Raw genomic sequence first — 14,161 nt, 5'->3', positions numbered from 1 at the left:
ACTACCCAGGGCGCTTACTGTGGCCTAGCATTGGCGATATCTTCAACCTTTCGGATCGGAAGGGAGAGTCGTCAGCGATCATGAACCGCAAGGAGCTTGACCCCGACTCCTCGCCCACGGCCAGGTTCGGCGTGCTACTTCGCCAGGCCAGGGAGGTGAGGGGCTGGACGCAGGAGCAGTTGGGTGGGCTTGTCGGGTACTCGGCCGTTCACATCTCGGCGGTGGAAACCGGTCGAAAACCTCCAACCAGTCGGTTTGCGAAACGAATTGATGAAGCGTTCGAAACGGACCAGTTCGAGCGGGAGTGGCGTCAGTCCGAACGGCGATTTCTGTTCGAGGGTTTCGACCAGTACACGGTGAAAGAACGGGAGTCCGTGACCGTTCGGATCTTCGAGCTGGACATGGTTCCTGGCATGCTTCAGCACCCGGACTACAGTGCGGCCTACGAGATGGCGCCGGTCCGACGAGGTGAAGCCACACAGGAGCAGGCGGAGGAGCGGCTGAAGGTCCTGGCGGGGCGCCAGCGGCTGCTCGACCGCGCTGTGACGGTCCATGCGGTCCTCGACGAATCGGCTCTGCGGCGCCAAATCGGCGGAACGGCCGTCATGGCCCGTCAGATGAAGCACCTGGAGGACCTGGCGGCACGGCCCCGTGTCATCCTTCAGGTTGCCCCGTGCACTCTGGGCGAGCTGCGCCCCTTCTCGCACTCGGTCACGTTGTTGACCCTGCCCACGCGCACGATGGTCGGGTACACCGAAACGCTCGGACGGGGCCTTCTGGAGCGCGACTCCGAGGTCGTGGCCGGATGGGCCGCCCAGTACGATCGCCTTCAGGTCGACGCCCTCACGCGGCTGGACAGCGTCACCATGATCCGGGAGGCACGGAGGGATTATGAACGGCATGCACAGTAACCACCCGGCCGACGCCGCGTGGCGAAAGAGCTCCTACAGCAACGGGCAGGGCGGATGTGTCGAGGTCGACGACTCGCGCCCCGGAGTGGTGCGCGACTCCAAGGATCCCCATGGCCCGGTGCTCGTGTTCCCTGTGGAAGCTTGGCAGTCGTTCGTTGCGGGCGTTCGAGTCGGCGAGTTCGGCGAGGCCTGACGGAATCCACGAGTCGTCCGAGGCCCCGCCGCCCAAAGCTTTGGGCGGCGGGGCCTTCTCTTGAGGGCTACTTCCGGGCGTTGGTGCGCTTGGTGGGCTCTGCCGTTGTCGGGTCTTCGGGCCAGGGGTGGCGGGGGTAGCGGCCCCTGAGGTCTGCGCGGACGGCGGGGTAGCCGTTGTGCCAGAAGGACGCCAGATCTCCTGTGATGGCGGCGGGGCGGCCGGCGGGGGAGAGGAGATGAACGGTGAGGGGGATTCTTCCGCCGGCCAAGGCGGGAGCGGCCTTCCAGCCGAAGAGTTCCTGCAACTTCACCGCCAGCACCGGGCGGTCGGTGGTGTAGTCGACTCGGATCTTCGATCCTGACGGCACGGTGATGCGCTCGGGGGCGAGTTCGTCCAAGCGGCCTGCCTCGCCGGTGGACCAGGGGAGGAGGCGTTGGAGGGCGGCTGTCGTATCAATGCGGGCCAGGTCGGCGCGGCGGCGGGCGCGGGAGAGTTCGGGTTCCAGCCACTCGTCGGCGCGGTTGAGCAGGGCCTCGTCGCTGACGTCGGGCCAGGGGGCGCCGATGACGGCGTGGAGGAAAGCCAGGCGCTCACGGAGGTTGGAGGGGAACGCCAGGAGGGTGCTGATGCCCTCGCGGGTGAGGCCTTCGAGGAGGGCGGCGCGGACGAGTGAAGGGTCGGGGCGGTTGAGTGGCTTCTCGGCGAGTTCGATGGCTCCGAGGGACTCCACCCGGCGGGAGACGACCTCGCTGCGCCGGGTGTCCCAGTGGACCTCGGCGCGGGTGGTGAGCAGCGGTGCGCCGGCCTGGCAAGCGGTGTCCTCGTCGAGGGCGGCGGCGTGCAGGATCCGCGCCGAGTGCGAGCCGGCCGGGCGGTCGGCGACCGCGACGGCGAGCCAAGAGAGGAAACCCAACGCCGTGCCGGGGGCGAGTTCGGCCGCTGTCCCCGAGGCCATCAGGTAGGGGCTGCGCTCGCCGGGGGCGGGCCGTTCCACCCGGGCGCGGGCGATGCGTTCCGGGAAGGCGAGGGCGACGACCAGGCCGACGGCGGTGGCGTCGGTCAGGGAGGTGGCGGGTTCGTCGGAGGTGGTGCGCAGGAGGCGGCGGACTTCCTCGCGCCAGCGTCCGGCATAGGGGTCGTTGGAGGAGCGGACGAGCCGCCACACCGCGCCCAGGTCATCGCCGAGGGCACGCGGGGGTTCCTCGGAGAGCAGGGCGACGACTTCGGCCGCCCGGCGGGCGCCCACGGCGGGCGCGCCGTCCACCAGGGCGCGGGCGAGGCGCGGGTGGAGGCCGCTCCGGGCGAGGCGGACGCCGCGCTTCGTCGCCCGGCCGTCGGAGGAGACCGCCCCGAGGGCGAGCAGGGTCTCCCGGGCCGCGGCCATCGCCCCCGCCGGGGGCCGGTCGGGCAGGGCGAGCCCGGTGGCGTCCGGGTCGCCCCAGACGGCGGCCTGGAGGGCGAAGGACGTCAGGTCGGCGAGGGCGATCTCGGGAGTGGGGAAGCGGGCGGCGCGGGCGTCCTCGGCCTCGTGCCAGCAGCGGTAGACGGTGCCCGGGGCCTCGCGCCCGGCGCGGCCGGCCCGCTGGCGGGCGGCGGCCAGCGAGGCGCGCACGGTGACCAGGGCGGCGAGGCCGCGCGCGTGGTCGGTGCGCGGTTCGCGCGCGAGCCCGGCGTCGACGACGATCCGTACACCCGGGACGGTGAGCGAGGACTCGGCGACGGCGGTGGCCAGGACGACGCGGCGCTGCGGGGACGGCGTGAGCGCGGCGTCCTGCACGGCCTGCGGGGCGCGGCCGTGCAGGTGGAGGACCTCCGCCGGCACGCCGCCGAGCTGCCCCGCGACCCGGGCGATCTCGCCGACCCCGGGCAGGAAGCAGAGCACGTCCCCCTCCCGCTCGCTCAGCGCCCGCCGGACGGTGGCCGCGACGTGGTCGAGCAGCGCGAAGTCCACCCGGGTGCCGTGCGCGGGGCGCACGGCGCGCGGCGGCGGCGCCCACACCACCTCGACCGGGTGCGAGACGCCGTGCGCCTCGACGACCGGCGCGCCGTCGAGGAGCTCCGCCCAGGCGGCGGTGTCGGAGGTGGCGGAGGCGCAGACGATCCGCAACTCGGGCCGCAGGGCGGCGCGCACGTCGAGCAGGAAGGCGAGCGCGGTGTCGGCGTCCAGGTGCCGCTCGTGGCACTCGTCGAGGACGACGACGTCGACCCCGGACAGTTCCTGGTCGCGCTGGAGGCGCTGCAGCAGCACACCGGTGGTGACCACCTCGACCACCGTGTCCGGCCCGACGCGCCGCTCGCCGCGCACGGTGAAGCCGACCTCGGCGCCCACCGTCGAGCCGAGCAGCCAGGCCATCCGCTGGGCGGCGGCCCGGACGGCGAGCCGGCGCGGTTCGGCGACGAGGACACGGCGAACGGGTCCGGAACCGAGCAGTCCGGCCAGCGCCAACGGCACCAGGGTGGTCTTGCCGGTGCCGGGCGGGGCGGCGAGGACCGCCGCGCCGTGGCCGTCGAGCGCCCGGTGCAGCGCGGGCAGGGCGGTGCGGACGGGCAGCTCGCGCCAGGACGGGTGCACGCGCGTCAGTCCCGCTCGGCGACGAAGATCGCGGTGCCGGGGATGAGCCGGCCGCGCAGCGGCGACCAGCCGCCCCACTCCTGCTCGTGCCCCTGCGGCCACTCGGGCTCGACGAGGTCGAGCAGCCGGAAGCCGGCGGCGACGAGCTCGCGGACCCGGTCGCCGACCGTGCGGTGGTGCTCGACGTAGGTGGCCCGGCCCCGCTCGTCCTGTTCGACGTAGGGGGTGCGGTCGAAGTAGGAGGCGACGGCGGTGAGCCCCTCGACGCCGGGTTCGTCGGGGAAGGCCCAGCGGATGGGATGGGTGACCGAGAACACCCATCGGCCGCCGGGCCGCAGCACCCGGTGCACCTCGCGCATCAGGGCGGCGGTGTCGGCGCTGAAGGGGACGGCGCCGTAGGCGGAGCAGGCGAGGTCGAAGGAGGCGTCGGCGAAGGGCAGCACGGCGGCGTCGGCCTGGACGACCGGCACGGGCGCGGCGCCGCGGGCGAGGTCGATCCGCAGCGAGTGCTGGAGCTGGCGGTGCGAGATGTCCAGGGCGACGGGGCGGGCGCCGCGGCCGGCCAGCCAGCGCGAGCACTGGGCGGCGCCGGCGCCGATCTCCAGGACGGTGCGGCCGGCGACCTCGCCGAGCAGCCGGGCGTCGGCCTCGTCGAGGCCCTCGGGGCACCAGGTGAACCGGTCGTCGCCGAGGAACTCGCCGTGTTCGTCCTGGTATTCGTCGGCGTTTCGGTCCCACCAGTGGCGGCTGGCGCGGCTGCTCTCGCCGGTGCCGGCGGAGCGCCTTACCGCGTCGTCGTCGTCCTCGTCAAGATCAATGGGGTCGGGGAGGGGGGTGCCGGTCACGGTGAGAAGGCCCATCGCGTAGGGTGTCGTCTGCGGAAGCGCCGCTGCCGCGAACCGGACCGAGAGGCCCGGTGTCCCGGCGGTGGCATCCGGGGAAGGGCCTCCCTGCGGCCGCCACCCGTTGAGGTGCGCAATCGGAGGATATGGCCTGTTCCATACCGGGCTCCACCGTCTTGCCGTTTCTGGCGTTGACCGTGCCTGGCCGTCCCCGTATGCTACAAGTTGCGCTGCGGGCCTGCGCGCCTCGGACGGAGCAGGTCGCGCTCGCATCTGTCGAAGACCCCACGGTCGCAAGACGGACGCCGATCTCCCGTTGTCACGGGAATACCGGTGCTCCGTGTTCTTGGCTGTCCGGCTTTCGGTGGGAGCGATACGGGCCCTCCGCGTGGCATTACCTACGACTTTCATGTCCGTACCGGAGCCCTTTTCCTAATGACGAGCCCCACCGACTCCTCCCTCAGCACCACCCCGCAGGTCGCGCTCAACGACATCGGCGACGCCGAGGCGTTCCTGGCCGCGATCGACGAGACCATCAAGTACTTCAACGATGGCGACATCGTCGAGGGCGTCATCGTGAAGGTCGACCGTGACGAGGTTCTCCTCGACATCGGTTACAAGACCGAGGGCGTCATCCCGTCCCGCGAGCTGTCGATCAAGCACGACGTCGACCCGCACGAGGTCGTCGCCGTCGGCGACAACATCGAGGCCCTGGTTCTCCAGAAGGAGGACAAGGAGGGTCGTCTCATCCTGTCCAAGAAGCGCGCTCAGTACGAGCGTGCCTGGGGCACGATCGAGAAGATCAAGGAAGAGGACGGCATCGTCACCGGTACCGTCATCGAGGTCGTCAAGGGTGGTCTCATCCTCGACATCGGCCTCCGCGGCTTCCTCCCGGCCTCGCTGGTCGAGATGCGTCGCGTCCGCGACCTCCAGCCCTACGTGGGCAAGGAGCTCGAGGCCAAGATCATCGAGCTGGACAAGAACCGCAACAACGTGGTCCTGTCCCGCCGTGCCTGGCTGGAGCAGACCCAGAGCGAGGTCCGCCAGACCTTCCTCACCACCCTGCAGAAGGGCCAGGTGCGCTCCGGCGTCGTCTCCTCGATCGTCAACTTCGGTGCCTTCGTGGACCTGGGTGGCGTCGACGGTCTGGTCCACGTCTCCGAGCTGTCCTGGAAGCACATCGACCACCCGTCCGAGGTCGTCGAGGTCGGCCAGGAGGTCACGGTCGAGGTCCTGGACGTCGACATGGACCGCGAGCGTGTCTCCCTGTCGCTGAAGGCGACCCAGGAGGACCCGTGGCAGCAGTTCGCCCGTACCCACCAGATCGGCCAGGTCGTTCCGGGTAAGGTCACCAAGCTGGTTCCGTTCGGTGCGTTCGTCCGCGTGGACGAGGGCATCGAGGGCCTGGTCCACATCTCCGAGCTGGCCGAGCGCCACGTCGAGATCCCGGAGCAGGTCGTCCAGGTCGGCGACGAGATCTTCGTCAAGGTCATCGACATCGACCTCGAGCGCCGTCGCATCAGCCTCTCGCTGAAGCAGGCCAACGAGGCGCTGGGTGCCAACCCGGCCGAGGTCGAGTTCGACCCGACCCTGTACGGCATGGCCGCGTCCTACGACGACCAGGGCAACTACATCTACCCGGAGGGCTTCGACCCCGAGGCCAACGACTGGCTGCCGGGCTTCGAGAAGCAGCGTGAGGAGTGGGAGCGGCAGTACGCCGAGGCCCAGGCGCGCTTCGAGCAGCACCAGGCCCAGGTCATCAAGAGCCGCGAGGCCGACGCGGAGGCCGCTGCCGAGGGTGGCGACGCCGTCGCCGCCGCCGCCGGTGGCTCCTACTCGTCCAGCAGCGACGAGGGCTCCGGCGCCCTGGCCTCGGACGAGGCCCTGGCCGCCCTGCGCGAGAAGCTGGCCGGCGGCCAGAGCTGAAGCTCTGCCCCGCTGGTGCGTGACTAGCGCATAGCGTCATCGATGAACCCCGCTCGGTTTCCGGGCGGGGTTCATTGTTTTCCGGCTTTCATTATTTATTCCTTATCTATGGGATTTTTGTGATTAGGGGCTCATCAAATACGTATGGGCGATTCGGGACCTAGGGCCTACCTTGGGGGGAGTTGCCCGATGGGCCGCTCACCCGGCCCCGCACGCTAGGCACCCCCCGCACATGAGCCTTCGCTCCGCCGTGTCCCCTGCCTCCCCCAGCACGTCCGCCGATCCGCGGGTCGGCGGGCGCCTCGCCGCCCTCGGCCGGTTCTGCTACCGGCAGCGGCGCTGGGTGCTCGGCTTCTGGGCGGTCGTGCTGGTGATAGGCGTGCTGATCGGCGGGCGGGTCTTCGAGGGCTCGGTGGCCGGCGCCTCCTCCTCCGCCTCCGAGGCGGACCGCGGCAGCGCCGTCGTCACCGCCGCCGACCCGGCCAGGGGCACCGTCACCGCCGTGGTGGACGGCCGGCCGGTGGACGACGCGGCCGTCCGGGACGCCGTCACCCGCGCCACCGCCGAGATCGCCGCCCTCCCCGGGGTCTCCTCGGCCACCGACGCCTACGGCCCCGGCCCGGGCGCCGCCGCGCTCCGCTCGGCCGACGGCACCGCGAGCCTGGTCTCGGTGCGGATGGCCGACACCAGCACCTCCGCCCAGACCACCGCCGTCACCGAGCGGCTTTCCGCCATCCAGGCCGACGTCCGGGCCGACGGCGGCAAGGTGACCGTCGGCGGGGATCTGGTGCTCGAGGACGAGGTCAAGAAGCAGACCGAGAAGGACACCCGCTTCGGCGAGATCGTCACCCTGCCGCTCACCCTGATCGTCATGGTCCTGGTCTTCGGCGGACTGGCCGCCGCGAGCCTGCCGGTGATCGGCGCCGTCGCCTCGGTGGGCGGCGCCCTGCTGGCCATGTTCGGCTTCAGCAGGATCATGGACATCGACACCAGCGTGCTGCCGATCGCCACCGTGCTGGGCCTCGGCCTGTCGATCGACTACGCGCTGCTCATGGTGAACCGATTCCGCGAGGAACGCGGCCACGGCGCCACGATCGCCGCCGCCGTCGAGCGGACCGCCGCCACGGCCGGGCGCACCGTCGCCTTCTCCGGACTGACCGTCGCCGTCGCGCTCTCCGGCCTGTTCGTCTTCAGCAGTCCCGTGCTCGCCGCCGTCTCGGCGGCCGGGGTGAGCGTCGTGGTGATCGCGGTCGCCGCCGCGCTCACCCTCATCCCCGCGCTGCTCGGCTTCGCCGGGAGCCGGATCAAGGCCCCCGCCGCGCCCGTCCCCGACGAGGGTTTCTTCAGCCGGACGGTGCGCCGGGTCGGCAAGCGGGCGGTTCCCGTGGCGCTCGCCTGCACCGCGCTGCTGGTCGCCGCCGGTGTGCCGTTCCTGCACGCCGACATGCGCAGCTCCGGCGCCGCCGTGCTGCCCGCCTCCTCGGCCGGCCGGCAGGTCGCCGAGACGATCGACCAGCGCTTCCCGCAGGCCTCCGCCGCCCCGATCACGGTGGTCGTGGAGAGCGGCGCCACCGTCGCCCAGGCCTACGCGGACGACGTGGTGGCCAAGCTGCCGGGCGTCAGCGGCGTGCGCGCCGTCACCCCGGTGAGCGACACCGTCTCCACCATCGACGTGCTGGTGCACGGCGACCCGCAGGGCGGGCAGGCCAAGCAGGTGGTCGAGGAACTGCGCGCCGACCGCGGCGGGCTCACCACCGAGGTGACCGGCGGCGCGGCCTCGGTGGTCGACTTCCAGGACGAACTGCTCACCCGCGGACCGATCGCGCTCGGCCTGGTCGCCCTCGGCACGCTGATCCTGCTCTTCCTGATGACCGGCTCGGTGGTGATGCCGGTCAAGGCCCTGCTGATGAACCTGCTCTCGCTGGGCGCCTCGCTCGGCGCGCTCACCCTGGTCTTCCAGGACGGCTGGTTCAGCGGACTGCTCGGCTTCAGTCCGACCGGCGGGCTGGAGACGTTCATCCCGGTGCTGGTCTTCGCCTTCGCCTTCGGGCTGTCGATGGACTACGAGGTCTTCCTGCTCGCCCGGATCAAGGAGCTGCGGGACAAGGGGCACAGCTGCACCAGGGCGGTGGAGCTGGGCGTCCAGCGCAGCGGGCGGATCATCACCTCGGCGGCGCTGCTGATGGTGATCGTCTTCGCCGGCTTCGCGCTCGGCGACATGCTGATGGTCAAGCAGATGGGCATCGCGCTGGCGGTCGCCGTGGCGGTGGACGCCACCCTGGTGCGCTGCCTGCTGGTGCCCGCCGCGATGAGCCTGTTCGGCGAGTTCAACTGGTGGGCGCCGGCGCCGCTGCGCCGGCTGCACGACCGGTTCGGGCTGAGCGAGCACGTCGAGCTGCCGGAGATCCGGCCGGCGGTGCTGCCGGCCCAGCGGCCCGTCGCGGAGAAGGAGCTGGCCGCCACCGCGCCGTAACCGATCGGGAGTACCGTGCTGAGGCATGCGGATCACCAAGTTCGGACATGCCTGCGTACGCCTGGAGCACGAGGGGACGACCGTCGTGGTCGACCCCGGGGCGTTCACCGACCCCGCCGCCCTGGCGGGCGCGGACGCCGTGCTGATCACCCACGAGCACGCCGACCACTTCGAGGAGGCCCGGCTGCGGGCCGCGCTGGAGGCCGACCCGGGGCTGCGGGTGTGGACCAACCCGGACGTCGCCCGGCAGCTGGACGGGGTGGCCCGGCGGGTCACCGCGGTCGGCGAGGACGACGCCTTCGAGATCGGCGGGATCGGCGTCACGGTGCACGGCGAGTGGCACGCGGTGATCCACCCGGACATCCCGCGGGTGCGCAACCTCGGCTTCCTCTTCGACGGGCGGCTCTTCCACCCCGGCGACGCGCTGACCGTGCCGCCGGACCCGGTGGACACCCTGCTGCTGCCGGTCGCCGCGCCCTGGACCAAGGTCGCCGAGCTGGTCGACTACGTCCGCGAGGCCGGGCCCCGGCAGGCCGTCCCGGTGCACGACGCGGTGCTCAGCCCGATCGGGCTCGCCGTGCACACCCGGCTGCTCGGCCCCGGTGGCCCGGGCACCGGGGCGGAGCTGCGCACCCTGAGCGAGGGGGAGAGCCTCGACCTGGGGTGACCGCGCGGTGAGCCGCGCCGGTAGCCTGGCGCCATGCTGAAGATCGGACTGACGGGTGGCATCGGCGCGGGCAAGAGCGAGGTGTCGCGGCTGCTCGCCGCCCACGGCGCGGTGATCGTGGACTCCGACGTGATCGCCCGCGAGGTGGTCGCCCCCGGCACGGCGGGCCTCGATGCCGTGGTCGCCGAGTTCGGCGAGGGCGTGCTCGCCGCGGACGGCTCGCTGGACCGGCCGGCGCTCGGCGCGGTCGTCTTCGCCGACCCGGACCGGCTGCGGGCGCTGAACGCGATCGTCCACCCGCTGGTCCGGGCGCGGTCCGCCGACCTGGAGGCGGCGGCCGCGCCGGACGCGGTGGTGGTGCACGACGTCCCGCTGCTCGCCGAGAACGGGCTCGGGCCGCTGTACGACCTGGTGGTCGTGGTCGACGCGGCGGACGAGGTGCGGATCGAGCGGCTGGTGCGGCTGCGCGGCATGACCGAGGAGGAGGCCCGGGCCCGGATGGCCGCCCAGGCGGGCCGGGCCGAGCGGCTGGCGATCGCCGACCTGGTGATCGACAACAGCGGCCCGCTGGAGGAGCTCGCGCCGCGGGTCGCCGAGGTGTGGGAGCAGCTCACCGCCCGCCGTTGACCCCGGCCGCCGCGGCCGTCGCGGTGCGGGCGGTCGCGGCGGCGGCGAGGCCGCGGATCACCGGGTGGGCCCGGGTGCCGTCCCCGGCGAGCTCCGGCTGGAACAGCGTGGCCAGGAAGAACGGGTGCGCCTCGGCCGGCAGCTCCAGGATCCGCAGCTCCCCGGAGTCGTCCGCGCCGGTGAACCGCAGGCCGCCCGCGCGCAACCGCTCCAGGTAGGCGTCGTTCAGCCCGTACGCGCAGTGGTAGCGCTCCACCGTGCGCGGCGCGCCGAGCACGCGCTCGGCCAGCGACCCGGGCGTCAGCCGGACGGCCCCCTCGTGCCCCACCAGGGAGCAGCTGAGCGGGACGATCACCAGGTCGGCCTCGCCGGGGTCGTTCTCGCCGTGCGCGGCGGTGCCGATGCCGCAGACGTGACGGGCGTACTCCAGCACCGCGTGCTGGAAGCCGGCGCAGGTGCCGAGGAAGGGGATGCGCCGCTCGCGGGCGGTGCGGACGGCGGCCACCGCGCCCTCCTCGCTGCGGTAGGGGCTGCCGGGGAGCAGCCAGACGGCGTCGAAGCCGTCGAGCGCGCCGGGGGCGGCGGCGTCCCCGGTGGGGATCCAGTAGGCGTCCAGCACGAGCTGGTCGCGGTCGGCGAGCGCGTCCAGCAGGGCGGGGACGCGGGTGTGCGAGCGGACGGCGGCCGAGCGGTCGCCGACCAGGGCGAGGCGGGGGGTGGGGTGCGTCATACGGCTATCCTGACCGGCGGCGCGGGATCAGCGTCAACGATGATTCCTTACTCCTCGATCAGTGGAGCTGATGGCACGTGGAGCCGCAGCAGTTGCGCACCTACGTCACCGTGGTCCGGCTGGGCTCGTTCTCCGAGGCGGCCCGCGCGCTCGGCTACACCCAGTCCGCGGTCTCCCAGCAGATCGCCGCGCTGGAGACGGACCTCGGCACGGCGCTGCTGCACCGGCGCCCGGTCGGCCCGACCGAGGCGGGCGCGCGGCTGATGGAGCACGCCTCCGCGCTGCTGCTGCGGATCGACGCGGCGCGCGCCGACATCGCGCGCCTGGCCGGTGCTCCCAGTGCCCGCCTCACCGTCGGGGCCACGCCGCTGGCGCTCGGGGCGCAGGTGGGGCGTGCACTCGCCGAGGTGCGCCGGTTGTATCCGGCGGTCGACCTGACGGTCCGGGTGCTGGGTCAGGACGCCCTGCCGGCCGAGGTCGCCACCGGCGCCGTGGACCTGGCGCTCGTCGACGGTCCGGCCGCCCCGTCGGATCCGCTCCCGCTGCCCGACGTGGGCCCGCTGGTCACCGTCGCCGTCGCGGAGCAGCCGCTCGCCGTGGCCCTGCCGGCCGGCCATCCGCTCGCCGGACGCCCGGGGCAGGCGCTCGCCGACCTGTCCGCCGCCCGCTGGCTGGACGCCCCGGGCCTCGCCCCGACCGGCGCCCGGCTGCGCGCCGCCACCGCCGTCGACGGCTACCGGCCGGCCGTCCGCTACCTGGGCACCGACGTGCGGGGGCTGCTCGCCCTGGTCGCCGCCGGGCACGGGCTGGCCCTGCTGCCCGCCGCCGTCCTGGCCGACGCGCCGGGCGTGGCGGCCGTCCCGGTCCGGTCGCCCCGGCTGGTGCACCGCACCGAACTCGTCCACGGCGCCCTGCCGGAGGGGCCCGCCGCGCTGCTGGCCCGCCTGCTGGCGGGGGAGCGGGCCGGGGGTGCGGACGGCGTGCGGGAGGGCCTGCCGGGCGGGGATCAGCCGACGATGCGGGCGCCGGGGCAGCAGGGGCCGTCCACCTGGTAGCAGACGTAGCGCAGGCAGCCCAGGCAGACCGAGATGTTCTCCAGCCGCCAACTCTGGCCGTGGCAGGTGCACTCGGCCCGTTCGCGCAGCAGCCTGTCCCAGCCGTCGGCGCCCCCGTTGGCGGCGAAGGCCGCGGCGACGTACGCCGTGGTGGCCGGGTTGTCGTCGGTGGTGCCGCGCCGGGTGGCGTCCAGGTGCCAGCAGTAGAGGGCGAGCAACGCCCGTCCGTCGACCAGGCGGTAGTCGGCCCGCCCGTCGTCCTCCCAGGCCCGGACCAGCCGGGTGACCCGTTCGGAGAACGGGCGCGCTGGGTCGAGGAGGCAGCTATTTCCTTGCAGCCGTGGCGTGTTGGCGGTCATGTGGTCCCCTTTCCGGGGCCCACGGTAGGGCGTCGTTCCGCGAAGTCCTCGACCGGGGTGGAAGGTTGGTGGCGGCTTGTTACGTACACGTGGTGCCGTCGGCGGGCACCACGCCGTCCAGCAGGTACTGGTCGACGACCTGTTTGAGGCAGCTGTTGCCGGTGTCGTAGCCGCCGTGGCCCTGCCCGCGCAGGGTGACGGTCACCCCGACGCCCGTGCCGAGCTGCCGCGCCATCGCGCGGGCCCCCTCGTAGGGGGTGGCCGGATCGCCGGTGTTGCCGATGACCACGATCGGCGCCGCGCCCGGGGCGCTGACGTCGGGGTGCTCGCTCTGCCCGGGCACCGGCCAGGGCCAGCAGGCGGTCAGGCCCCAGGCGGCGAACTCGCCGAACACCGGCGAGGCCTGACGGAACACCGGCAGCTGCTCCTGCACGTCGGCGGAGGTGTAGCGCGGCCGGTCGTCGACGCAGGTGATGGCCCGGTTGGCGGCGATCAGGTTGCTGTAGTGGCCCTGGGCGTCGCGGCCCAGGTAGGCGTCGGCGAGGGCGAGCAGGGTGGTGCCGCTGCCGCCCTGCATCGCCTCCTGGAGGCCGATGGCGAGGGCGTTCCAGCTCGCCTCGCTGTAGAGCGCGGCGGCGATGCCGGTGACGGCGAGGTCCTGGGTGAGCGTGCGGCCGCCGCCGGCGGGCAGCGGGGTGGCGTCCAGGCCCTGGAGCAGGGCGGTGATCCGCTGAGTTCCCCGCTCGCCGCCCGGGCCGGTCGGGCACTCGGCGCCCACCTGCTCGGCGCAGGCCTTCATGAAGTTCTCCAGGGCGAGCTGGAAGCCCTTGGTCTGGCCGAGCGCGCCCTGCAGCGGGTCCTCGGTCGGGTCGACGACGGCGTCCATCACCAGGCGGCCGACCCTGTCCGGGTACAGGTGGGCGTAGACGCCGCCGAGTTCGGTGCCGTAGGAGAAGCCGAAGTAGTGCAGCGTGTCGTCGCCGAGCACCTGGCGCAGCAGGTCGAGGTCGCGGGCGGCCGCGACGGTGTCGACGTACGGCAGGACGCCGGCGGAGTTCTGCTGGCAGGCGGAGGTGTAGGCGGCGTTGGCCTCGTCGAGCGCCCGCACCTCGGCGGTGTCGTCCGGCGAGCCGTCGACGCCGGCCGAGGCGTCCGTGGCGGCGTCGTCCAGGCAGCGCACGCCCGCGCTGTCGCCGACCCCGCGCGGATCGAGGGCCACCAGGTCGTAGCGGGTGTTGAGGTCGGTGTAGTCCTGGGCGAGGGCGGGCAGGGTGGCGACGCCGGAGGCGCCCGGGCCGCCGAAGTTGTAGATCAGCGAGCCGATCCTCGGCTGCCCGCTGTGGGCCCGCATCCGGATCAGCGCGAGGTCGATCGTGCGCCCGTTCGGATCGGCGTGGTCCAGCGGGGCCTTCAGCGCGGCGCACTCCCACGGCGCGCCCGGGGCCTCGCCGCCGCCCTGGGCGGTGGAGGGCGCGGGGCAGGCGTGCCAGTCGAGTTGCTGGCCGGTGAGCGAGGCCGGCAGCGCCGGGACGGTCCGGGCGGCGGTCGCGGTGGTGGCCGGCGAGGCGAGGGTGGTCGCGGGGGTGGACGGTTCGACCTTGGCGGAGCCCGCCGTGGCGCCGCTCTGGCACGCGCCGCCGCCGGCCAGGGCCACGGCCAGTCCCAGTGCTCCGGCGCCGCGGAGGACGGGGTGCATGCGCAGCGCAGGGTGCATGGGGGTTCCGTTCCGAGGCCGCCGGGGTGGGTTCCGCTCCGGAAGCCTAGGCCGCGGCCCGGCGACCCGCCCGCCGGACTGGTCCGTCC

12 protein-coding genes are annotated in these 14,161 nt (G+C 73.3%); 7 read left to right on the top strand and 5 right to left on the bottom strand.

Annotated features, from left to right (window positions below; translation table 11 throughout):
• Positions 1-80 precede the first annotated feature (80 nt).
• The gene (locus ABT093_RS13135; protein WP_350563568.1) at positions 81-911 is read left to right on the top strand and encodes a helix-turn-helix domain-containing protein; all 831 of its coding nucleotides are present in this window, start codon (positions 81-83) and stop codon (positions 909-911) included.
• Positions 892-1,104 (top strand): DUF397 domain-containing protein, encoded by a 213-nt coding sequence (locus tag ABT093_RS13130; RefSeq protein WP_350563566.1) that lies wholly within the window; start codon positions 892-894, stop codon positions 1,102-1,104. Before ABT093_RS13135 ends, ABT093_RS13130 begins: the two co-directional genes overlap by 20 nt.
• 67 nt (positions 1,105-1,171) lie before the next feature.
• Here ABT093_RS13130 and hrpB read toward each other — a convergent pair whose 3' ends face one another.
• Both hrpB and ABT093_RS13120 read right to left on the bottom strand, forming a co-directional pair.
• Positions 1,172-3,679: an ATP-dependent helicase HrpB gene (gene hrpB, locus ABT093_RS13125; RefSeq protein ID WP_350563564.1), complete on the bottom strand. Its 2,508-nt coding sequence runs from the start codon at positions 3,677-3,679 to the stop codon at positions 1,172-1,174.
• Positions 3,680-3,684: 5 nt separating this feature from the next.
• A complete protein-coding gene (locus tag ABT093_RS13120; RefSeq protein ID WP_350563562.1) occupies positions 3,685-4,539 on the bottom strand; it encodes a class I SAM-dependent methyltransferase in 855 nt (284 codons plus the stop codon).
• Between the two features lie 417 nt (positions 4,540-4,956).
• Between ABT093_RS13120 and rpsA the strand changes: the two genes are divergently transcribed.
• From rpsA to coaE, 4 genes are all read left to right on the top strand, one after another.
• Entirely contained in the window at positions 4,957-6,447 is a 1,491-nt protein-coding gene (gene rpsA, locus ABT093_RS13115) for a 30S ribosomal protein S1 (RefSeq protein ID WP_350543883.1), read from the top strand.
• A gap of 232 nt (positions 6,448-6,679) precedes the next feature.
• A complete protein-coding gene (locus ABT093_RS13110) occupies positions 6,680-8,920 on the top strand; it encodes an MMPL family transporter (RefSeq protein ID WP_350563560.1) in 2,241 nt (746 codons plus the stop codon).
• Between the two features lie 25 nt (positions 8,921-8,945).
• On the top strand, positions 8,946-9,587 hold the full coding sequence (locus tag ABT093_RS13105) for an MBL fold metallo-hydrolase (RefSeq protein WP_350563558.1): 642 nt from the start codon (positions 8,946-8,948) through the stop codon (positions 9,585-9,587).
• A gap of 33 nt (positions 9,588-9,620) precedes the next feature.
• Complete coding sequence (gene coaE / locus ABT093_RS13100) at positions 9,621-10,214, top strand: dephospho-CoA kinase (protein WP_350563556.1); 594 nt, start codon at positions 9,621-9,623, stop codon at positions 10,212-10,214.
• Here the strand turns inward: coaE and ABT093_RS13095 are convergent.
• Positions 10,198-10,944, bottom strand: a complete 747-nt coding sequence (locus ABT093_RS13095; protein WP_350563554.1) for a CTP synthase C-terminal region-related (seleno)protein — start codon at positions 10,942-10,944, stop codon at positions 10,198-10,200. The genes coaE and ABT093_RS13095 overlap by 17 nt on opposite strands.
• Positions 10,945-11,021: 77 nt before the next feature.
• On the opposite strand from ABT093_RS13095, the gene ABT093_RS13090 reads away from it, so the two are divergent.
• Positions 11,022-11,999, top strand: coding sequence for a LysR family transcriptional regulator (locus ABT093_RS13090; protein ID WP_350563552.1), 978 nt, complete (start codon positions 11,022-11,024; stop codon positions 11,997-11,999).
• Here the strand turns inward: ABT093_RS13090 and ABT093_RS13085 are convergent.
• Together ABT093_RS13085 and ABT093_RS13080 are read right to left on the bottom strand one after the other, a co-directional pair.
• On the bottom strand, positions 11,951-12,358 hold the full coding sequence (locus tag ABT093_RS13085) for a hypothetical protein (RefSeq protein WP_350563550.1): 408 nt from the start codon (positions 12,356-12,358) through the stop codon (positions 11,951-11,953). The genes ABT093_RS13090 and ABT093_RS13085 overlap by 49 nt on opposite strands.
• A gap of 79 nt (positions 12,359-12,437) precedes the next feature.
• Positions 12,438-14,072, bottom strand: a complete 1,635-nt coding sequence (locus tag ABT093_RS13080) for an alpha/beta hydrolase (protein ID WP_350563548.1) — start codon at positions 14,070-14,072, stop codon at positions 12,438-12,440.
• Positions 14,073-14,161 lie beyond the last annotated feature (89 nt).

The organism is Kitasatospora sp. NPDC002551 (assembly GCF_040296005.1).
GTDB lineage: Bacteria > Actinomycetota > Actinomycetes > Streptomycetales > Streptomycetaceae > Kitasatospora.
This window is presented reverse-complemented; position numbering and strand designations above follow the sequence as displayed.